The 21,326-nt window shown below is 56.1% G+C and carries 16 protein-coding genes; 12 read left to right on the top strand and 4 right to left on the bottom strand.

Annotation, left to right across the window (positions count from 1 at the left end; all coding sequences use genetic code 11):
• The 4 genes from ACESLM_RS04755 to ACESLM_RS04740 form a co-directional block, all read left to right on the top strand.
• The coding region (locus tag ACESLM_RS04755; RefSeq protein WP_372630231.1) for a copper amine oxidase N-terminal domain-containing protein at positions 1 to 835 on the top strand (835 nt) is incomplete at its 5' end.
• 146 nt (positions 836 to 981) lie between these two features.
• Entirely contained in the window at positions 982 to 1,539 is a 558-nt protein-coding gene (locus ACESLM_RS04750) for an RNA polymerase sigma factor (protein ID WP_372630230.1), read from the top strand.
• Positions 1,536 to 3,074 (top strand): ABC transporter substrate-binding protein, encoded by a 1,539-nt coding sequence (locus ACESLM_RS04745; protein ID WP_372630229.1) that lies wholly within the window; start codon positions 1,536 to 1,538, stop codon positions 3,072 to 3,074. Before ACESLM_RS04750 ends, ACESLM_RS04745 begins: the two co-directional genes overlap by 4 nt.
• A 1-nt stretch (position 3,075) precedes the next feature.
• Positions 3,076 to 4,440 (top strand): ABC transporter substrate-binding protein, encoded by a 1,365-nt coding sequence (locus tag ACESLM_RS04740; protein ID WP_372630228.1) that lies wholly within the window; start codon positions 3,076 to 3,078, stop codon positions 4,438 to 4,440.
• 90 nt (positions 4,441 to 4,530) lie between these two features.
• Here ACESLM_RS04740 and mazF read toward each other — a convergent pair whose 3' ends face one another.
• The 3 genes from mazF to ACESLM_RS04725 form a co-directional block, all read right to left on the bottom strand.
• Positions 4,531 to 4,872 carry an endoribonuclease MazF gene (gene mazF, locus ACESLM_RS04735; RefSeq protein ID WP_372630227.1) on the bottom strand — a complete coding sequence of 114 codons (342 nt, stop codon included), beginning with the start codon at positions 4,870 to 4,872 and terminating at the stop codon, positions 4,531 to 4,533.
• Positions 4,866 to 5,093: an AbrB/MazE/SpoVT family DNA-binding domain-containing protein gene (locus ACESLM_RS04730; RefSeq protein ID WP_372630226.1), complete on the bottom strand. Its 228-nt coding sequence runs from the start codon at positions 5,091 to 5,093 to the stop codon at positions 4,866 to 4,868. Before ACESLM_RS04730 ends, mazF begins: the two co-directional genes overlap by 7 nt.
• Positions 5,094 to 5,321: 228 nt before the next feature.
• Positions 5,322 to 6,860: a sulfatase family protein gene (locus ACESLM_RS04725; RefSeq protein ID WP_372630225.1), complete on the bottom strand. Its 1,539-nt coding sequence runs from the start codon at positions 6,858 to 6,860 to the stop codon at positions 5,322 to 5,324.
• Positions 6,861 to 6,982: 122 nt separating this feature from the next.
• Between ACESLM_RS04725 and ACESLM_RS04720 the strand changes: the two genes are divergently transcribed.
• From ACESLM_RS04720 to ACESLM_RS04685, 8 genes are all read left to right on the top strand, one after another.
• Positions 6,983 to 7,840 carry an AraC family transcriptional regulator gene (locus tag ACESLM_RS04720; RefSeq protein ID WP_372630224.1) on the top strand — a complete coding sequence of 286 codons (858 nt, stop codon included), beginning with the start codon at positions 6,983 to 6,985 and terminating at the stop codon, positions 7,838 to 7,840.
• 48 nt (positions 7,841 to 7,888) lie between these two features.
• Entirely contained in the window at positions 7,889 to 9,691 is a 1,803-nt protein-coding gene (locus ACESLM_RS04715; RefSeq protein WP_372630223.1) for a sensor histidine kinase, read from the top strand.
• A 3-nt stretch (positions 9,692 to 9,694) separates the two neighbouring features.
• Complete coding sequence (locus ACESLM_RS04710) at positions 9,695 to 11,269, top strand: response regulator (RefSeq protein ID WP_372630222.1); 1,575 nt, start codon at positions 9,695 to 9,697, stop codon at positions 11,267 to 11,269.
• A 138-nt stretch (positions 11,270 to 11,407) separates the two neighbouring features.
• Complete coding sequence (locus tag ACESLM_RS04705) at positions 11,408 to 13,012, top strand: extracellular solute-binding protein (protein WP_372630221.1); 1,605 nt, start codon at positions 11,408 to 11,410, stop codon at positions 13,010 to 13,012.
• Between the two features lie 23 nt (positions 13,013 to 13,035).
• Entirely contained in the window at positions 13,036 to 13,998 is a 963-nt protein-coding gene (locus ACESLM_RS04700) for an ABC transporter permease (RefSeq protein WP_372630220.1), read from the top strand.
• Positions 13,999 to 14,014: 16 nt separating this feature from the next.
• Entirely contained in the window at positions 14,015 to 14,908 is an 894-nt protein-coding gene (locus tag ACESLM_RS04695; RefSeq protein ID WP_372630219.1) for a carbohydrate ABC transporter permease, read from the top strand.
• A gap of 44 nt (positions 14,909 to 14,952) precedes the next feature.
• Positions 14,953 to 16,980, top strand: a complete 2,028-nt coding sequence (locus ACESLM_RS04690; protein WP_372630218.1) for an alpha-L-arabinofuranosidase C-terminal domain-containing protein — start codon at positions 14,953 to 14,955, stop codon at positions 16,978 to 16,980.
• Positions 16,977 to 18,737, top strand: a complete 1,761-nt coding sequence (locus tag ACESLM_RS04685) for a glycoside hydrolase family 2 protein (RefSeq protein ID WP_372630217.1) — start codon at positions 16,977 to 16,979, stop codon at positions 18,735 to 18,737. Before ACESLM_RS04690 ends, ACESLM_RS04685 begins: the two co-directional genes overlap by 4 nt.
• Before the next feature lie 128 nt (positions 18,738 to 18,865).
• Here ACESLM_RS04685 and ACESLM_RS04680 read toward each other — a convergent pair whose 3' ends face one another.
• Positions 18,866 to 21,190 (bottom strand): S8 family peptidase, encoded by a 2,325-nt coding sequence (locus tag ACESLM_RS04680; RefSeq protein ID WP_372630216.1) that lies wholly within the window; start codon positions 21,188 to 21,190, stop codon positions 18,866 to 18,868.
• Positions 21,191 to 21,326: the final 136 nt, after the last annotated feature.

The raw sequence follows: 21,326 nt of genomic DNA, 5'->3' as shown, positions 1-21,326 counted from the left end.
CGGCGCAGTTGTTGAAGCGAATCAGTTGAATAAAATGATCGGCAGTAAAAGTGAGCTTGTGATTACCAACAGACGTTATCAAGCAAGCTTTGCCGCCGGGCAGCTGAAGGAATGGGGACTTAAAGAGAACTCCAAGGTTACCATCATTTTTGCGCCAAGCCCTGTCGTCATTAAGGATAATGTCATTAATAAACTGGTAAAGACGGATAAGGTGAATGAGACGCTTCTGAAAGAGGTCTATGAGATCAACATTAAGACAGACGGCCAGGCTGTTGGTAGAACCAAGACACCGACGAAGGTTACGATTCATGTTTCCGACTTAAATCTGACCGACGAGCAGAAAGCTAACTTCACCGGTATCATTTTTGATGAAAAAACGCAGACCTACCGTCAGCTAGGCGGCGAGTTCTCGCCAGACGGCAAAACCTTTGAATTTTACACCTATGAAACAGGAACGCTTGGAGTGATTGTTTCGGACAATCTGTACAAGATTAACTTCAAAATTGGCGACCAAGAATTTTCGAAAAATGGAGAGCAAATGGATAATGACGTTGCGCCTTATATCGCTGGAGGCAGGACAATGATGTCGCTCCGCGCTGTAGCTGAAGCGTTAGATGCGTCTGTGAGCTGGATCGCCGATACAAGAACCGTTGTGATTACCAAAGGCGGCGTAACCTTGAGACTTGTTATAGACGAGCAACTGCCTGATGGCATGGGTTCAGCTACTTTATCTCCTGCAGGTCGCACATTTGTGCCAATTAGGTATATTTCAGAAAATCTTGGCGCTAATGTAGTTTGGGATGCAAAGAAAAAAACGGTTAATATTTATAAATAACCGCAACGTAAAAAACCTTGCCGATAAATGAAGGCAAGGTTTTTTACTGTAGAATCAGTACCCTATCTGTCGTCTTGGCGATTTATTTTTCCGGAAAAGGGAACTTTCGCCGCATTGGCTCGTCCTATTGTCGGGAGGGATCGAAAGTGGCTTTCGATTACTTGAAGCATATGACCGGCGGAGTGGACAAGCACGCTCTGTTCGACGAGTTAATGATGACCTACGGCAGAGACGTATCGAACTACGCCTACTTCATCACCAAGCGCAAAGACTTGGCGGAAGATATCTGTCAAGACGTATTCGTGAAAGCTTACGAGCATCTGGATTCTTTCCGCGGCCGCTCCAGCGTGAAATCCTGGCTCTTATCCATTACCCGCAATACCGCGCTCGACTATCTCAAGACCGCCTGGATGCGCAGGGTGCAGCTCTTCCCTTCCTGGTTCCGGCAGGACTCGCAGCGTTCGGCTGAGAGCGAATGGTTCGGCAGCGAGGAGAAAAACCGCATCTGGAGCCTGGTGCTGAAGCTGCCTCGCAAGCAGCGCGAAGTGCTTATTCTGTTCGCTCATTACCGCTTGTCTATGAAAGAAATTGCCGAGTTGCTGAATATTTCCGAAGGTACGGTCAAATCCCGGCTTCATCGGGCGAGGTTGTCGATCGGCTCGAGCTTGTCGGAGAATGCCGAAGAGAGGAGCGAGCGCTTATGAGCCGGAAGCTGAGCGATTGGGAAAAAGAGCTCTCCGAAGCCCCCCTTGGAATCGGAAGCTTTAACGAACGCACGATGCGAAAAATCAAGGAGCGTGTTGCTGTGCCTGCCACTCGTAAACCCAGATTTCAGCCGGTCTTCGCCGGGGCCATGGTCGTTCTTCTGCTCGCCTCCGGATGGTTGATGCGAGATTCGTTGTCGGGCTTGTTTGCCGGCAAGGAGAGCGGGGAGACGGCTCGAATCGACGCTTGGGATCAGGAGGATGTCGTTCTCAAAATCCAATATTCCGATCGGGCGAGCTTCATGAACGAATTCGGTCTTCCGTTCGTCGTGCGGCACCCGAATGCGCAGATTGAAGTTCCGCCCTACCCGGAATCGACCGAGCCGGAGGAATATAAACAGTGGCTGCTGCAGTACGAGCCCGATCTGCTGCAAATTCCGCTGTTCCTCGTCGACGCTCTCTCGAAGGAAGGTCTTATTCAGCCGCTGGACGCCTGGGCAAAGAGAGACAGCTTTGAACTGGACGATTTTCACGCGCCGATTATCCGTACGATCCGGGAAGCCGGGAATGGCGAGCTGTACGGCTTGACGCCCTACTTTGAAACCTATGCCTTGTACTATAACAAAAGCCTGTTCGAGCGCCTCGGCGTTGCGCCTCCGGAAGAACGGATGACGTGGAGCGAGATTCTGGAACTGGCCGCCCGTTTCAACGGACAGGGACAGTCCGGGCAGCCGATCTACGGGCTGACAACCGCTTGGGGCATGTCGCCCTTTGATCTGATCCAAAATGTCGGGGAAGCGGACGGACTTCGTCTGACAGACGCGGATCTGAACCCGACGATCGACTCCGCTTCGTGGCGAAACGTCTGGGACAAGGTAACTCGCGGTTATCGGGATGGATGGATATTCGACGGAGTATGGCCGTCCTCCGAGCCTGACGGCCACATCTCGACGACCGATCTGTATAAAGCAGACCCGTTCCTGACCGGGTATGCGGCGATGACGTTCAGGTCGAGCTACTACAGGCAGGATGTCTTCTCTGCCGCCGATCAGATCGGATTCCAGGACGAGTGGGGAATCGTCACTCAGCCGGTCTCGTCGGATCGTTCCGACATTGCCTCGGAGTTGTCGATTGCGACGGTGTACGCGATCAACGCAAAGTCTCCGAACAAGGACGCCGCTTGGTCGATGCTCCGATTTATGAACGGGCCGGAGCACGCGCAGAGCGAGCGGAGTCGCAAAGGGAGTTCATTGTCTTCGAGGCTCCCCGCTTCGCAAGAGGATTCGGCAACCGGAGAGGGCGTCTTCTATAAGCTGAATGTCGACAGCGCCTCCGTGCTGCGGTACGAGGAGTCGATTTACAGGCCGCCCAACCCGTCTTTCATCCAATCGGTGAGAGCTGCGGGCGACGAAGCGGCGCGCGGGGCGATCAAAGGGAACTATTCGTCGGAGCAGGCGGTGAGCCAATTGCAGCAGCGTACGGAAGAGCTTGCCATTGCGGCGCGGGCGGAGATGGCAGCGCGAAAGGAGAACTAACGTGACTAAAATACGAAAACGAATGCGGCAAACGCTGCTATGGGCGGTTGCGGCCGCCGTACCGGCAGCCTTGCTGTCCGGCTGCCAGCCCGAGGCCAAACCGGAAGCGCCGAAAGAGCTCGTGCTGGGCGTGATCGATGAAGGAACTTACGATTATCAGTTTCGGGCGATATTCGAAGGACGTTTTCCCGGCTGGAAAATTACACTTGCGCCGATGAGCGACGTCAAGCTGTATGAATTAAAGGGGGAAGAGGCACTACGAGCGTTTAATGATTACTTGGAGCGAACTAAACCCGATCTGGTCATTATGAACAGCTTGATGTACTCGCCTATGGCCGACATGGGGGCTTTGCGGGATTTGGGCGAATGGGTGTCGCGGGACAAGATGGACCTGAACGTATTTTCTCCCGGCATGATCGAACGGATGAAGGACAATGAAGAGGGCAAGCTGTTCGGGCTGTCGCCAAGCATCCGAACCTCCATCCTGTACTACAATAAAACGATGTTTAACACCTACGGCATCGAGAAACCCCAGCAGCGGATGACTTGGAGCGAGGTGCTGAGCCTGTCCGATCGTTTTACGCAGGATGCGTCGCTGGAGAAAGGAAGCTATGGCTTCTACGAGCCTTACGTCAGATCTCCTTTCGATTTGGTTCAAGTCGCAGCGCAGACGGAGGGGCTGAATTTTGTCGATACCCGCAACGGTAAAATGACCATGCAGAGCGAGGAATGGAAGCGGATGTGGCGCATGGTCGCCGATTCCTACCGCCGCGGCTCGCTCGGGTTGAACGGCCGGCAGCAGAAAGTTGTCGACGGCGTGACGTATGTGAGTCAGGAAGAACAGGAAGCCTCCGACTTGTTCTACAAAGGCAAGGTCGCCATGACCTACGGGCAAGTCGATCTGATGCAGAAGCTGAAGGCGAATCCGCCGTCCTTCGAATGGGGCGTGCTTCCGGGGCCGGTCAGCGAAAGAGACCCTGAACGCACCTGGTGGTTCACCGCCGACTACATATTTGTTATTCCGACCGTCGCAAGCCGACCGGAGTCGGCCTGGAATGCGATCCGCGAGCTCCACTCCGAGCCGGTCGGCAAAGTTTACGCTTCGGCAGGCACAGAGCTGTCTTCCTTCAAGGATTATCCGAAGTGGAAAAACGATCCCGATTACGAGCCTTTTTACCAGCAAAAAGGCTGGCCGAGTCCGCCGAACTACGTTACGAGCGTCATTCCGACGGAGTTTTACGCGCCGTTTAACAAGCTGGTCGTCGAGCAGATGGACGCCACGATTGCAAACGAAATTACGACGGAGCAAGCGCTTGAGACGCTGCAGTCGGAAGGGCAAAAATTGCTCGACCAGTTCGCACCCTAATCCTGCGCGAGTACCGATTCTCGCGCTGCAGCCCGACCGGGTCGGGCTGCAGCAGTTGTTTGGATTCCCACCGCTCCAGGATGATGGAGCTCACCGGATCAACAAATCGATTTTGGACAAAACTTCGTTTAACGTCTCCTCGGACACTTTACAGATGAATTTGGCTTGACGGGACTGCCAATCGAGATTTTTTAACTGATCGGATAGAACGACCCCTTCGATCGGGAGATCCTCGGGGAGATTAACTTCGAACGGATACCCTTTGACTCGGGAGGTTACCGGGCAAAATAAGGACAATCCGGTCTTCCCATTGTAGGCGGCCGGGGAAATCGTGAGGGCGGGGCGTTTTCCCGATTGTTCATGCCCCGCTTGAGGATCGAATTGAAGCCAAACCAAGTCGCCGCGATCCGGAACGTATCTCACTTCTACCATGTTTCCCGTCCTTGCCGCTCTCCCGTTTGAATCTCGGCATGGAGATTGTCGGGCGTTATTTTGTCCAGCAGTTCGTCCAAAGCTTTGGTCTTCGGAACGATAACGAGATGGCCGTCTTCGATGTCGAGATCAACTTCGCTGCCTTCTTCCAGTCCGACTTTGGTGGCCAATGCTTTTGGAATGCGTATCCCCAGACTGTTGCCCCATTTCTGAACCAGCAATCGAATCACCTCGCGAAATGATTGTTTATACAAAGTTTAAACATGTCATGGAAGAAAGTCAATTCCAGGCAGGAAACCCGAGCATAAAAAAAGTAGGCTAGCGGCAACGGGCCGCTAGCCTCAAGGTATATATGATTGAAAAGGGGGGTCATGTTTGTATTGTAACCCCTCAACATGAAGATCAGATGAAAGCTATATTACGGTTCGATTACAAATGGTCAGGCTCTGTTACGCATGATGGATGCGCGGCATCGGCATCGGTTCTTTGCCAAGCTCGGCCCAGATATATTTCAGCAGAAGCTCTCCCTTTAATACCGCGTGCTCCGGATCGTCCCACAGGTTGCGGAGCTCCCCGGGGTCTTCGTCCAGATCGAACAATTCGCCGTAGGTTTGATTGTAATATACCGTGATTTTGTACCGTTGATCCACATAGGTTTTCTGGTGGATCGTCGTAGGCTCATGACGGAATTCGCAGATGGCGTGCTGCCTCGCCCTCTCCTCGGTTCCGAGCCACACTTCCTTCTGGTCGACGCCCGTCATGGCAGGCGGAATCGGCAGGCCGCTGAAGGAGAGGAACGTAGGCGCCAAGTCGACGAGCGATTGAATCGCGTTCGAGGTCGCCCCGGCCGGCACATGTCCCGGATATCGGACGATGAACGGCAGCTTGATCAGATCCTCGTAATGGAAACCTCCCTTGGCTTGAAGGCCGTGCTGGCCGAAGAAGTGCCCGTGGTCCGTCGTGAACACGACAAGGGTATCGTCCGCCAATCCCAGTTCGTCCAGCTTATCGAGAATACGCCCGATATATTTGTCCATCAAGCTGATCATCCCGTAATACACGGCGACCAGCTTCTTCCTGTCGGCATCGGTCAGCCGGAACTTCGTGCCGTATTCATAGTAATGGTGCGAGCGGTAGCCGTGGATGCCGAACCCGGTCTCCCCCAAGTGGGAGAAGTCGGGATTGTCTTCCTGGGTCAGGCCGAAATGCGGCGGATTCCGTTCATGCTCTCCCGGCGCGGCGGACGGAATCGTCAGCTTGTCCGGATCGTACATCGTGTCCCAAGGCTCGGGCACCAAATACTCCGGATGCGGATCGAAAAAGCTCGACCACAGAAAGAAAGGAGAATCGTCCTTCTTATAGTTTTCCAGCAGGGCATTCGTTCGATCCGCAATCCAGGCGTTGTAGTGGTATTTTTCCGGAATGGGCCACTTGTACGTCACCGCCGAGTCCATCGTTCCGGTCGGAGGGAGAAAATAATCGCGCCAGTTGGCGCATCCCTGCTCTTCCATCCATAGCGCGTAATGCTGCCCGACATGCGCTTCGTTCGTATGGTTGCGGGCCAGCTCGACATGATCGAAGCCGTAGAACGGTCCGTTGAAGCGCCTCCAGTAGTCCAGATCCTGCAACACCGGGTAAGCTTCGAGAGAAGGATATTGCTCCGTCGATTTCAGCGGTTGAAAATGGGCTTTGCCCACGAGCGCCGTCCGGTATCCGGCCTGCTTGAAATCTTCGCCTACCGTATGGCGATCCTCCAGCAGCTTCGTGCCGAGCGTCCAGGCTCCGTGCTGGCTCGGATACATCCCCGTAATGATGGAGGATCTGCTGGGCGTGCAGGTCGGATTCGGGCAATAAGCCCGAGAGAAAACGGTGCCTTCGCGGGCAAGGCGGTCCAGGTTCGGCGTAGAGATCTCCGGATTGGAAGTGCCGAGGGTGTTCCAATGCTGTTGGTCGCTTGTAATTAACAAAATGTTAGGTGCGCTAGACAATTGAAATCGCCTCCAACTATGATATTATGGGGTAAACGACATTTCGTAAATGGCATGATGTTAGATTTGGTTTATCATTTTGTCGCTTTTGTGCGGAAAATGATTAAGCGGAGGGAGCCGGGATGATGCAGGAATACGATTACGAGTACGCGGAATTTTTTTACTATACGCCCGCGGACTTGGACCGGGAGGGGCGATTATGGCCGGTACGGGCGGGACGCAGCCGTGCCAAGCCGAATTACAAAGTCGGGCCGAAACGGATCGAATGCTATAGTCTTCATTTCATACACGACGGGATGCTGCGGCTTGAGCACGACGGCAAACAGACCGACTTGCGGAAGGACGATCTGTTCTGTCTTTTTCCTGACCGTACGTATCATTACCGCATGCTCCCGTCGGACACGCCGCTTCGCATGAGCTGGCTCGCGCTGGACGGGGACAGGGCGAAGCCGCTGCTGGAGCTCGCCGGACTGAGCCCGGAGAAGCCGTATGGCCGGAAGCTGGCGACCCCTCGCGTCAAGGATGCGGCCGAACAAACGATTCGGACGTTGGCGGAGGTGGAGCGGTGGAGTCCGTCCGCGGCGTTGAAGCTGCAGAGTCTCGTCTGCGGACTGCTGGCGGACCTGATTCCGGCTACGGCATCCGTTTCTTCTGCGGAATCCAGCGGTTGGATCGGCGAATGTCTGGAATACATGGAACTGCACGCCACGGAAGGAATCTCCGTGCAGCAGGTCGCCGCCTTCGCGGGCGTCCACCGCTCTTATTTCACCCAGGTGTTCACCGGCCAGACCGGCTTGTCCCCCATAAAGTATCTTCAGAGAATCCGTATGGAGAAGGCGAAACGGCTGCTGCGGGAGACGAGCGCGACGATTACGGAAATCGCTCTTACTCTGGGGTATCCCAGCCTGTATACCTTCACCAGAGCGTTCAAAATGTACTACCGAATGTCGCCTCAAGCCGTTCGCGCGACGGAAGGCTGAGCGTCTCTGCACTGCTGCAAGCGCATACACGAACAAGGGGGCATGGACATGATTCTATCCCGGCTTCGAAGATGGTTTTCTCCCCGACTGAATATTCAGGGTAAAATGTTTATCGCATTCGGACTCGTCACCTTGCTGTCGATCGTCTCCGTCACTTCCATTATCTATGTCAACATGCGCGAGACGATCAAGAAAAACGCGGTGACCTCGGTGTCGGACAGCATCCGTCAGGCGGACGAATCCTTGAACATGATGCTCCAGGAGATCGACCGGCTGAATACCGTAGCGGTGACCAGCAAGACGAGCGTGCTCGATACGCTGCTGAGTCCGCATGACCAAGTCAGCTACGAAGGGTTTCAGGAGCAGAAGCGGACCGAAGAATTCCTGTCGGGGCTCATGGCCTACAAACCGTACATTACGCGGATGGCGATCGTCGGCTTGAACGGGAAGGTGATCTTCTCCGGCGCGCCTTGGCTGGACCGCAGATTTCTGGACACCGAGATGATGGCCTACATCCTCAGCAACGGATCTCGCCATGCTTACTTCAAGCCTCCGGGCGATACGGATGCCATTACCGTAGGGCGGGAGATTCGTTACAATCGCGAGACGATCGGGGTCGTCATGGTCGATCTGAACTACGATTTCATCAAGAAAACGTTCGGCGTAAGACCGACGAAAGACAGTCTGCTCTACGTGCTGGATGCCCAGAACGAGTTCGTCTACCAGACGGAATCCGCCCCTTCCGCCTCCACCCCTTCCATAGACACGATTAACGCCATGAATCGGCAGTATGCCGGCCTCACCCGTTCGGCAGAGCATGAGCTGGACGGCAAATCCTACATCGTCGTCCGCCATCAATCCGACTATACGGGATGGACGACGCTGGCTCTCGTTCCGATGGACTCGCTGCTGAGCGAATCGACCCGAGTCCGCAATTTGATGATCGAGGTATCGGTCGTCGTCTTTCTTGTCGTCCTGTTGGGGGCTCTGCAGATGTCGTTCCGGACGACCGTGAATATCAGACGCTTGAAGTCGATGATGATGCAGGTGAAGGAAGGGAATTTATCCTTTCCGCGGACGGAGATCCGATCAAGGGATGAAATCGGCGAATTATACCGCGTATTCGTCAGCATGGTGGAGGAGCTGAAGCGTTTGATGGAAGGGATACGGGTCAGCGAGAAGAAGAAGCGGGAGGCGGAGCTGACGGCGCTTCAGGCGCAGATTCGGCCGCATTTCCTGTACAATTCGCTGAACACGATCAAATATTTGGCCAAGCTGAACGGAGTGCCCAACATCGAGGAGGTGTCCGGTTCGCTGATCGAGCTGATGCGGGCCGTGCTCGGCAATTCGAACGAGTTTCTGACGGTACGCGAGGAATTGGAGTACGTCTCCAGCTACGTTTCGGTCGTGAAGTACAAGTATATGGAGCCGGTTCGGATGTCGACGCAGATCGAGGATCGGGCTTTGCTGGAATGCCAGGTGCCGAAGCTGATGCTGCAGCCGCTGGTGGAGAATGCGATCCTTCACGGCATAGGGCGGACGGATCGAGAGGGGAACGTGATCATTCGCGTGTACGGGGAGCATAACGACCTCGTCATCGAAGTCGAGGATAACGGCGGGGGGATGACGCGGGAGCAGATGGACGGCATGCTGAAGCCGGGGGACGGCGAAGCTTCGTCGCGGTTCAGCGGAATGGGCGTTCGCAACGTGCATGAACGAATCTTCCGCATGTACGGGGAGCCGTACGGAATCCGCTTGTTCAGCGAACCGGGCAAGCATACGAAAGCGCGAATCCGCTTCCCCAAGCTGTACTCGGAAGAAGTCGAAACGATCGGAAAAGAGGCGATGTAGACGATGCTGCAAGTACTGCTGGTAGACGACGAACCGTTGGCGCACCATCATCTGCGAAATCTGCTCGATTGGGAGAAGCACGGCTTTAAGCTGTGCGGCGAAGCTTATACGGCCGGCATGGCGTTGGAGATGATCGAGCGCTCTCCGCCTCACATCGCCGTCATCGACGTGGACATGCCGGAAATGAACGGCGTCGAGCTGAACCGGACGATCCGCGACCGCTATCCGTCCGTTAGGACGCTCATGCTCAGCAGCTACGACGATTACGACTATGTGCGCGAATGTCTGAACAGCGGCGCCGCCGATTACCTTCTGAAGCATCGGCTGGACGATGCCGCTCTGATCTCCTTGCTGAATAAGGCAGCGAAGGAATTGCGGCAAGAGAGCGGCGCCGCCGAGCTTCCTTCCGCGCGCCGGAGTCTCGATTCGGCCGTTCTTCGCGATCTCGCGGCCGATCTGGCGAGAGGCACGCCGGAGTCCGCCAAGGAGCTGGAGGCTTTGGCGGATAGGCAGGGTCTGTATCCCGGAGCGATAAGCTACGTGGCCGCGGTCGTGCAGATGATTCCGTTCCTGCTGCTGACGGAATCGTACAGCGACGTTCAGACGAACCGGATGGTTCAACAGGCCGTCGATATTCTTCAACAGAGCTTGGGCGACATACGCGATCGCACGGTCGCTTACGTCGAAGACGGACGATTTATCGTCGTATTCGCCTTCAAGGAACGCAGCGAGCATGCGGTAGCGAGCGAGGCGGACAGACAGATGAGCAAGCTTCGGCATTCTCTGGAGCTGTTCCTGAATTTGAAATGCATCTGCGCGATCGGGCATGCCTGCGGCAGCTTGTCGCAGCTCGGCGCGAGCTACGCTTCCGCCGAACGGAAGCTGGATCGAACGAGCCAAGGTTTGCCCGAAGAGCGCGCTTCGTTATCGATCGAGGAGCAGAAGCTGCTGCTGCTGGCTGTCGAAAGGCAGGATCATGAAGCGATTGGGCGGCTGCTCGCCGCCATTTTCTCGTCGCTGCGCAGCTATCCGTATCATTCCCATGCCGTGCAGACCATCGTCGGCGAGCTGCTCAAGGTGAGCGATAAAGCGTTCAAAGAAGGGCTGGCGTCGGCCCGAATCGGGCAAGGGGAGCTGCCTTCGCGCACCGATCTCGGCCGGATCGCCGAGATCGGCCAACTGGAGAGGTGGATGCAGGATTACTACTCCGCGCTGCTGAATCTGCTCAAGCGGCAGCGCGCGGGCGGCTCGTATTCCCGCCACGTCTCCCAAGCGATCCGTTTCGTTCGCGAGCGGTACCGGGAGAGCGTCACACTGGAGATGGCGGCCAAGCATATCGGCTTGAACCCTTCGTATTTAAGCCGGATTTTCAAGGAAGAGACGCATTCGACCTTTTCCGAATATTTGAACCGGGTGCGCATCGACGCCGGCCGCAAGCTGCTGGAAAGCGGGCAGTATTCGATCAAGCAGATCAGCGATCAAGTCGGATTCGGGACGTACAACTACTTCTTCAAGGTGTTCAAGGAAACGACCGGAATGACGCCTCAAGCGTATATCAACAGTTTGGGACGCCAGTAAAACCGTAAAATATGTGGAGTAAATAGTCATATTATTATAATTTTGCTCTTTCTCCGGTGACTTATAATGAACGCACATTGACGGAAACGCTTACACGAGCCGTCGGTGAAATCTACGATAAGTGGAGGTCACTGCTTTATGCGCAAACCTTGGAAGAGCTCTGCGGTCAGCATCGCGATCGCGACGAGTCTGGTTTTGGCCGGATGCAGTTCCGGCTCCGGCTCCGATTCGAAGAACAAAGGAAACGATGCCTCCAGCACCCCTTCGGCTTCGCCCTCGGGCGTCAGCGCCAGCGGATTTCCGATCGTCCCGGAGACGATCAAGCTCAAGATGTTCACCCGTATCGCCCCCGTCAACGGACCGTTCAAGGACATGCCCGTCTTCCAGGACTACGAGAAGCTGAGCAACATTCAAGTGGAATTCATCGAAGCGCCGACGGACGGCTTCGTGGAGAAGAAAAACCTGCTGTTCGCTTCCAACGAGCTTCCCGACGCCATCTATCGCTCCGGCTTGACGCCGCTTGAAGCGACCCGTTACGGAGCTGCCGGCCAGCTGATTCCACTGGAGGATTTGATAGATCAATATGCGCCCAATCTGAAGGCGTTAATGGAGCAGTATCCGGAAATTAGGGCGGGCATTACGACGCCGGAAGGCCATATCTACGCCATTCCGGGCATCGTCACGCTGGCGGCGGCGCGCACGGACAAGAAGTGGATCAACAAGGCTTGGCTGGATAAGCTGAATCTGAAAGTGCCCGAGACGACCGATGAGCTGTACGAGACGCTGATCGCCTTCCGGGATCAGGATCCGAACGGCAACAACCAGAAGGACGAAATCCCGATGACTGCCCGGGCAGGCCAACCTGGCCAAGGGTTGCCGGTGGTCAACATGATGAGCGGCTCGTTCGGCCTGGATCAGCAGCTCGGCTATAACATCAACATCGACAATGACCAAGTGCAAATCTGGATGGGTAACGATCGGAACAAGGAAATGCTGATGTATCTTAACAAGCTTTATAAAGAAAAGCTGCTCGACCCCGAACTGTTCTCGCAGAAAGAAGCGGAATATCTGGCCAAGCAAGGCTCGGGCAAAACCGGATTTTTCTTCGACCAGACGAACAACAACTTTTTGCCGATTCAAGATCAGTATGTCGGGATTGCGCCGCCGACCGGCCCGAACGGCGACCGCTTGCAAGCTCAGACCTCGCCGATTGCCAGAGATTTCGGGGCCTTCGCGATTACCGACGTCAACAAGCATCCGGAAGCGACGATGCGCTGGATCGATTATTTCTACAGCGACGAAGGCTCCACGCTGCTGAGGTTCGGCAGGGAAGGCGAGCATTACGTGCTGAAGGACGGAATTCCTTACTACACGGAGGAATATTCGACGGCGGAAAACCAGCCTAAGATTACGCCGTATGCGGGAGGGGGAGCGCCTCACATCATCAGCGATCGGGTTGCCTCTTACATTAATCCGCCGCAAGTGCAGGAAGCGCAGAAGCAGCTGGATCCGTACATGCCGAAGGTGAAATACGGGGCGCCAATGTTCGACGAGGAGACCGCGCAGCGGGTCAACGTCCTGCGCAACGACATCGACAAGTATTACGAGGAGCAGAGCACGAAGTTCATTGCCGGAGCGCTCAGCTTCGACAAATGGGACGAATTCCGCAGCACCCTGAACAAGATGGGGATCGAGGAGCTGCAGCGGATTTACCAGGAGGCGTACGACAAGACGAAGTCCTAAGCTTGAATAAGGAGCAGATTTTCATGGAGAGCGCGCAAGTCGACGCTGCGGTTGCGCCGCTTCGGCGCCGGAGCGGACGAGGCGGCCGCCTGCTTAGACAGATGGCCAAGCGGTACGACCTGTACCTCATGCTGTTGTTGCCGATGGCCTGGTATTTGATCTTTCATTACGGTCCTCTGTACGGGTTGCAGATCGCCTTCAAAAATTTCAATCCCGGCAAAGGCATCCTGGGCAGCCCTTGGATCGGATTCGATCATTTCGAGCGGTTTTTCGACTCTTATTATTTCGGAAGGCTGCTGTGGAACACGCTGACGATCAACCTTTTCTCCCTGCTGATCGCCTTTCCGATTCCGATCTTCCTGGCGCTTATCGTCACGGAAATCCGCGGCAAAACGTTCAGCAAATGGCTGCAAAACATTACGTACGTGCCTCACTTTATTTCGGTGGTCGTTATCGTCGGGATTTTGACGGTGTTTCTCTCTCCTTCGACCGGTCCGGTCAATAAGCTGATCGAGGCGTTCGGAGGCTCTCCGGTCCGCTTCATGGAGTCGGCGGGCTGGTTCAAGTCGATCTATATCGGCTCGAACATCTGGCAGAGCATGGGGTGGCAATCGATCATCTACATTGCCGCGCTGAGCGGGGTCAACCCGGACCTGTACGAGGCGGCGAAAATGGACGGGGCCTCGCGGCTGAGGCGCATCTGGCACGTCTCCCTGCCGGGCATCGTTCCCGTCATCGTCATTTTGCTCATTCTGGACGTCGGCCATTTCATGAACATCGGGTTCGAGAAAATATTGCTCATGCAGAACAACCTGAATCTGGAGTCCAGCGACGTCATCTCGACGTTTGTGTATACCACGGGCATTTTGAAGGGCGAATACAGCTATACGTCCGCGATCGGCTTGTTCAATTCGCTCATCAATTTGACGCTGCTGCTGCTGGTGAACCGGTTTGCGCGCAAAACGTCGGAGACGAGCTTATGGTAAAGGAGGAGATGCCGCTATGGCCAAGCAAGCGACCCTGAGCCGTTCGTCGGAAGACAAAGTATTCGACGCGGTCTTGTACGCGATCGCCGCGTTAATCATCGTCATCGTGCTGTATCCGCTGATCTTTATCGTAAGCGCCTCTCTCAGCGATCCGACGAAGGTGCTGGGCGGGGAAGTATGGCTGCTGCCGAAGGGAGTTACCGTCGAAGCTTACGCGAACATCATGCAGAACGATAAAATCTGGATCGGCTACCGCAATACGATTTTCTACACGACGGTCGGTACGCTGATCAACCTGGTCATGACGATTTTGGCGGCTTACCCGCTGTCCCGGCCCGATCTTCCCGGCAGAGGCCCGTTGATGCTGATCATCACTCTTACGATGTTCTTCAGCGGCGGGCTGATTCCGACCTATATGCTGGTCAAAAGTCTGGGCATGGTCGACACGATGTGGGCGTTGATCGTTCCGGGAGCGATTGCGACGTATAATCTCATCGTAATGAGGACGTATTTTCAATCCAGCATTCCCTGGGAGCTGCAGGAGGCCGCCCATATGGACGGCTGCACGAACTGGAGGCTGCTGGTCAACATTATTCTGCCGCTGTCCAAGCCCATTCTGGCGGTCATGGTGCTGTTCTACGCGGTTGGCCACTGGAACGCCTTCTTCGGGGCGCTGATCTACATCCGCAACGAGGCGCTGTATCCGCTCCAACTCGTGCTGAGGGACATTTTGCTGATCAGTCAATCGGACGTGGCGGACAGCGGCATCGGCCTGGAGGACAAAATCCTGCTTGCCGAGAGCATCAAATACGCCGTGATCATCGTGTCCAGCCTGCCTGTATTGGTCATGTATCCTTTCGTTCAGCGGCATTTCGTCAAAGGAGTCATGATCGGCTCGATTAAAGGATAATAAGTCCGGACATTTTACGATCGATATCGATTTGGAGGCATAAAATGACTACGAACGCAACCATTACCGTCGATTGCAGCCGCCCGAGCGAGCATACGGTCAACCCCTATCTGTTCGGGCATTTCGTCGAGGATATTCGGGACCATATGGAAGCGATGCTCGCTTTCCCGCTGAAGGATATGGATTTCGAAAGCGAATCGGAGATGAGAATCGAGATTTCGGGAAGCTGGAACCCCTATACGAACGGGAGAAATACGCAGTACGCGCTTGAAGCGCCGGCCCCGAGGCATTCCGGCCGCGCCCAGCGCATTCGGATCATGAGCGACGACGAGGCTTATGCCGGCATTACTCAGAACGCGGCCTTGAAGGGGCCGATCGATTATACGGTCAAGCTGGTCGCGCGGGCTTCCGTCGAGCTTAAATTCCTGTACGTCGAAGCGGCAGACCGTCGCACGGGAGAACGGCTCGGCCGAACGCGCATCGAGCTGACGAGCCACAACTGGCGGCAATACGAGGCGGTGCTTACCGTCTCCCGTGCTTGCGCCGAAGCCGAGATCCGGGTGTACGTTCCGGCGGATCACCCGCGATGGCTCGATCATGTGTCCACCGGCATGCTCTGGCTCGATCACGTCTCTCTGCTGCCCGCGGACAGCGCCGGCTTCGTGAAGCGCGAAGTGATCGAGATGACGCGACCGTTGAACGCCGGCATGATGAGAATCTCCGGCAACTATATCAGCGCGTACCATTGGGAACATGGCGTCGGCTCCGTCCTCGAACGGCCGGTCATGTACAACGAAGCCTGGGGCGGCTGGACGAGCAAGTATTTCGGAACGGACGAGTTCATCGCGTTTTGCCGGGAGCTGGGGGTAGAGCCGCTCATCAGCGTGAACGACGGCTCCGGCACGCCGGAAGAAGCCGCGCTATGGATCGAATACTGCAACGGAAGCGCCGATACGCCAATGGGGGCGCGGCGAGCCGCGAACGGCCATCCCGAACCGTACAATGTCCGGTATTGGGAGATCGGCAACGAAGTATGGGGCCAGTGGCAGGTCGGAGCGTGCGCCGCAGAGCAGTTCGCCGAACGCTGCGCAAGCTTCGCGCGGGCGATGAAAGCGGCCGATCCGTCGATCGTCCTGCTGGCCTGCGGCCATTACGATCAGGAATGGAACAAGGCGGTACTCGACATTGCGGGCGAGCATTTCGAGTATTTGACCTTGCACTTGTACCATGGCCTTGGACGGTTCGGCATGGACCGGAACACGCCGGCAGAGGAGCGCTACAGGGCGATGGCGGCGTACTCGGAGTGGACGCGGGAAGACATCCGGCGGACAACGGAGAACATCCGCAGGGACGCGAAGACAAGCCATGTGAAGCTGGCGATTACCGAGTACAATACGATGTATTACCCGAACACGATTCGCAAAGGGCTGCCGGACGAGCATACGCTCGGAGCCGCGGTCGCCAATGCCGCCAATCTGAACGAGATGCTTCGCGGCAGCGATATGGTCGAGATCGGCAGCTTCTCCGACCTGGTGAACGGCTGGCTCGGAGGCTGCATCCGCGTAGGCGATTATTACGCCGACCAATACCGGGGCAAGCTGCCGGGCTGGAGCGGACATCCGCTTACCGTATACGGGACGCCAACCTATGAGGTACTGAAGCTGTACGCGGGCCGGAACGTCCGGAGGATGCTTCCCGTCGATACCGTCTGCGGCACCTTCGCGGTCCGGTCGCATAAGCCGGCGCCGTTTGCGCTCGAAGGGCTGCCGGATTTGGACGTAGCGGCCTGCGCGAACGACGACGGGAGCGCCGTTACCGTGTTTATCGTGAACCGGGGCTTGCAGGAAACGAAGGTCGAGCTGAACCTGCGAGATTTCGAGATTTCCGGGGACGCGGTTATCTATGAGATTACGGGAGACTCCTTCGAAGAGATCAATTCGGTCTTCGCGCCGAAACGAATCGTCTGCAAGACGCGCACAATTCCGGCGGAGGCTTGGCGCGACGGCTGCGTGCTGCGTCCGTTTTCGATCTATGCGCTGGAAGTTCGCGGAGCGGCGGGAGGCAGGGCATGACAACGAAAGCCTACATCAAAGATTATCCCAGACCTCAATTCGTGCGGGACAATTGGCTCAATTTGAACGGGGAATGGAGCTTCCGCTTCGACGATCTCGACGCCGGGGAGGCGGAGAGGTGGCCGGAGAAGTTCGAAGGCACGCATACGATCAACGTTCCCTACTCCTATGAGACGAAGGCGAGCGGGATCGGATTGGAAGAGTTCCATCCCCGGGTCTGGTACGACAGAACGGTGCATATCTCGCAAGACGCGGCTGGCCAGAGGGTGATTCTGCATTTTCAAGCGGTCGATTACCTCGCTAAAGTATGGGTGAACGGCGCGATGGCGGGCTCGCATCAGGGCGGCTATGCGGCGTTTTCCTTCGACATTACTCCGTATGTGACGTTCGGAGCGGACAATCGGATCACCGTGAAGGCGGAGGACGGCGACAGTTGTACTCAACCGCGCGGCAAGCAGCGCTGGCTTCCGAACAATTTCGAATGCTTCTACGTACAGACGACGGGCATCTGGCAGACGGTATGGCTCGAATACGTCGGCCAGCGGCGGCTGGCTTCCGTCAAGATGACGCCGGACGTCGATCGCAATACGATTCGGTTCGACTACGAGGTGTGCGGAGCGGAAGCGGGAGGGAACTTGAGGCTGGAGACGATCGTGACGCTAAAAGGAAAGCACGTCAAGCGGGTAAGCGCGGCGGCGGACCGCTCCTCCTTAACGGTCGAAGTCGACCTGACGCACGAGGCGAACGGACCATGGAAGAAATGCCTCTGGTCGCCGCAGCACCCGAACCTGTATGATGTGGAATTCGTCCTGTATGCCGATGACCGGGTCGCAGACCGGGTATTCTCTTATTTCGGCATGAGGAAGGTGTCGATCGAGAAGGGCCAAGTGCTGCTGAACAACGTTCCGATCTATCAAAGGCTGATTTTGGATCAAGGATACTGGACGGACAGCCACTTGACTCCTCCGGGCGAGGAAGCGCTGATCGAGGATATCGACAGGATGCTGGAAATGGGCTACAACGGCGTGCGCAAGCACATGAAAATCGAGGACGCGCGATTCCTCTATTGGTGCGACGTGAAGGGACTGCTGGTCTGGTCCGAAATGGCGGCGACGTTCGAATTCCATGATCGGGCGATCGAAGCGTTCTCGAAGGAATGGCTCGAGATCGTCCTTCAGCAATACAATCACCCGAGCATTATTACGTGGGTTCCGTTCAACGAATCGTGGGGCATCCCCAACGTCCTTCGCGACAAAAGGCAGCAAAAGTTTACCGAGGGCATCTACCATCTGACCAAATCGATCGACCCGTACCGTCCGGTCATCGCCAACGACGGCTGGGAGCATACCGTGTCGGACATCGTGACCTTGCACAATTACGTCGAAACCGGCGAAGGCTTCGAGCGGCAGTATAAAAGCAAAGAAGCGATCGTGAGCAACGAAACCGCATGCAATCAATGGAAATTCGCGTTCGCCGAAGGCTACGAATACCGCGGACAGCCGATCATGGTTACCGAATTCGGCGGAATCGCCTACCAATCTGACAAGGGATGGGGCTACGGCCGCCAGGTGGCTTCGGACGAAGAGTTCCTGAAGCGGTTCGAAGGGCTGACGCGGGCGATCAAGAGCAAGGATTACATCTGCGGTTACTGCTACACGCAGCTCACCGACGTCCAGCAGGAAATTAACGGTCTTCTGACGGAAGACCGCAAGCCGAAGATTCCGCTCGAGAAAATCAGGGACATCAATTTGGGCTGAAGGGAAGAGAGGACAAGCCGATGTAAAAATCAAAGGCTATATAGGTATGTCGGCGATCAAAAAAGCAGGCTACCGGCAAACGGCCGCTAGCCTCTTAAGTTCTCTTGAACGGATGCGGGACTGTTTCGCTAATTGCCGATGCGGGAGGGCAGAGGCGGCAGATCGTTCGGATCGTTAGCCCTGTAAGGTTTTTCGAGCAGTCCGCCGATGCCGTTGCCGACCAGCGTGCGGATGAATTGCAGCGCCTCCGCTCGGGTAAGCGCCTTGTCCCCTAGAAAACCGCGCAAACTGATGTCATTCGGATTCGTTCCTTCGGCCAATCCGAATGCCAATAGGTAATGAATCGCATCGTCGCCTTTGAAGTTCACGCCTTCCGTCGCAGAGATAAGTTCGGCGACTTGCCCGCGCAGGATGGCCGCATCCCTCGCCCGAAGATCCCTCGCGCCGTTCAACGGGTAGTTCAACGTCTCGGCCCGGCGATACAATTCTTCCGCCCAGTGCTTTCCCTTCGAAGAGGCTGGATCCGGTTCGAAGGCGCGAAGCAGCATGGCTAGAAACTCCGCTTCGGTTACCGTCTTGCCCGGCTTGAACGTGCCGTCCGGGTAGCCTTTGATAATCCCTCTGTCAAATCCCCATTGCGCGGCGGCTTCGTACCAGGAGCCTTGCTTGACGTCGGTGAACGGCGAACCGTTCGAGGCGGCTGTGTCCGATAAAGCCGGTCGACCGCTCGTAACGGCGAATTCCAGCAACAGCGGATTTCTCAATTCGGCAGCATTGCGCTGCACCAGTCCGGGCCTGCCTCTGACCGAAGAATCGACGATGACGGTATAGGTCTCGTTAGAGGCGAAAGCACCGGAAGCAGGCATAACGACAATCCGATTAAACCAGATGCGGACTTCCGCGTCTTGCGCCAGTTCCCCTTTGCCGTTCAGAACGAATACGTTCAAGCCCGGCTTCACCGACGCTTCGTCGACATACTTGTAGTTCTGGTTTTTCATTGCGGCTTCAAGACTGATTCCAACCGGTACGAACGGACGAATCGTTCTGGCCGGATACGAATGGAATCCCATCTCCCGTCGCAGCGAATTCAAAGCCGTTATCCGCTCTTCGCGCTTGCGGGCGTCATCCAGCGCCTGAATCGCAAGCATGGCGTCGACGAAATCCAGAACGGCCAGGGAATCCTCGGCTCTCCCGAGCGCCAAGTCGGCTTCATTCAGCTTATCCGCTTCGGAGGTTGGGGACACTCCGCTGACCGGCACGGGCGCTGCCGAGGAGTAACCGTCGTCTCGGAAAGAGACTTCTCCAAAGCCGTACTCGCGGTCGCGTCCGGGCACGCCAAGATCGACGGTGAACTTTCGAAGCTCCTCGCGCAGCGCGACGTTGGACATGGCCGGATACTTCTGTTTCAGCAGCGCCATCATGCCCGAGACGTGGGGTGCCGCCTGGGACGTTCCGCCGGTTTCCGCGTAAACTTCCGATCCGTCCAAATCCACATACGTAGAGAGGATTTCGTAACCCGGGGCCGCGAATTCGACTTGTTCCCCGACGGAAGACGAGGGCCCGCGCGCATGATGCTTATCGATGGCGGCAACGGCCATAACGCTGTCGTACTTGGCAGGATAGTTAATCGTATTCGTATCCAGCGGCACATCCATCTGATCGTTGCCGACCGCCGCGACGACGAGGATGCCCTCGCGGTAGGCGCGATCCACGAGGCTTTTGAGCAGCGGGGAGTTCACCTTCGTGCCGAAAGAAAGGTTGATGACGTCCATGTGATTGGCGATCGCCCAATCGAGCCCTTCCAGCAAGTCCAGAAGGTTTCCCTTGCCGTCTTGATCCAGCGATTTGACCGCGTACAGCCGCACATCGGGCGCAATCCCGACGATTCCCTTGCCGTCGCTCCTGGCGGCGATAATGCCGGCGACGTGCGTGCCGTGCCCGTTGTCGTCGGCGTAGCTGTCGGTGTAGTCGACCGCGGAGAAGCCGCCCGCAATCGTGAGCTCGCCGTGCGCCGAGATGCCGGAGTCGATTACGGCGACTTTCACGCCTGCTCCCGTGAAGCCTTCCTCCCACAGGAGCGTCGGTTGTACCGCTTGGAAGCTCCATAGGGACCGTTCGGCCGCTTCGGCTGCGGATACGGACCGATAATCGCGCTCTGCGACCCGGAAGGTTACGTTGCGTTCGATATACGCGATATTCGGGTTCGCTGCCAGCTCCTCCAATTCGGATTTGGCGACCGTTGCGGAAAGGGCGGGAACAGCCGCAAACTCGTGCCGGACTTTCACGCTGCGGCCATGCGCCGCCTCCTTGCCTTTATCGTTTTTGTATACGATGACGATTTCTTGCTCCAGGCCTTCCTGTCGATCGCTAGCCGACGTTAAGCTTGCCTGGATCGGGAGGAACAGAAACAGAATGACTGCGGACAAGGCGAGCGATGGATATCGGTTCCTCAAACTTATTCTCCTAGCGAATATAAAGTAGAATGTATGAATAGATTATCGGATGGCATAGTAGAAAAGTGTTGTGGTAAATGTTGCTTAAGGTGGCTCATCGAAAAAACACCGGGCCGGGCGCAAAAAGAACGCGCCC

The sequence above is a fragment of the Cohnella sp. genome (genome assembly GCF_041641335.1).
GTDB lineage: Bacteria > Bacillota > Bacilli > Paenibacillales > Paenibacillaceae > Cohnella.
This window is presented reverse-complemented; position numbering and strand designations above follow the sequence as displayed.

Bases quoted from the DNA above. Each gene is read 5' to 3' on its own strand.
- ACESLM_RS04710 (WP_372630222.1), top strand. From the start codon at position 9,695: ATGCTGCAAGTACTGCTGGTAGACGACGAACCGTTGGCGCACCATCAT.
- mazF (WP_372630227.1), bottom strand. From the start codon at position 4,872: ATGGTAGAAGTGAGATACGTTCCGGATCGCGGCGACTTGGTTTGGCTT.
- ACESLM_RS04700 (WP_372630220.1), top strand. From the start codon at position 13,036: ATGGAGAGCGCGCAAGTCGACGCTGCGGTTGCGCCGCTTCGGCGCCGG.
- ACESLM_RS04685 (WP_372630217.1), top strand. From the start codon at position 16,977: ATGACAACGAAAGCCTACATCAAAGATTATCCCAGACCTCAATTCGTG.
- ACESLM_RS04720 (WP_372630224.1), top strand. From the start codon at position 6,983: ATGATGCAGGAATACGATTACGAGTACGCGGAATTTTTTTACTATACG.
- ACESLM_RS04690 (WP_372630218.1), top strand. From the start codon at position 14,953: ATGACTACGAACGCAACCATTACCGTCGATTGCAGCCGCCCGAGCGAG.
- ACESLM_RS04695 (WP_372630219.1), top strand. From the start codon at position 14,015: ATGGCCAAGCAAGCGACCCTGAGCCGTTCGTCGGAAGACAAAGTATTC.
- ACESLM_RS04715 (WP_372630223.1), top strand. From the start codon at position 7,889: ATGATTCTATCCCGGCTTCGAAGATGGTTTTCTCCCCGACTGAATATT.
- ACESLM_RS04745 (WP_372630229.1), top strand. From the start codon at position 1,536: ATGAGCCGGAAGCTGAGCGATTGGGAAAAAGAGCTCTCCGAAGCCCCC.
- ACESLM_RS04705 (WP_372630221.1), top strand. From the start codon at position 11,408: ATGCGCAAACCTTGGAAGAGCTCTGCGGTCAGCATCGCGATCGCGACG.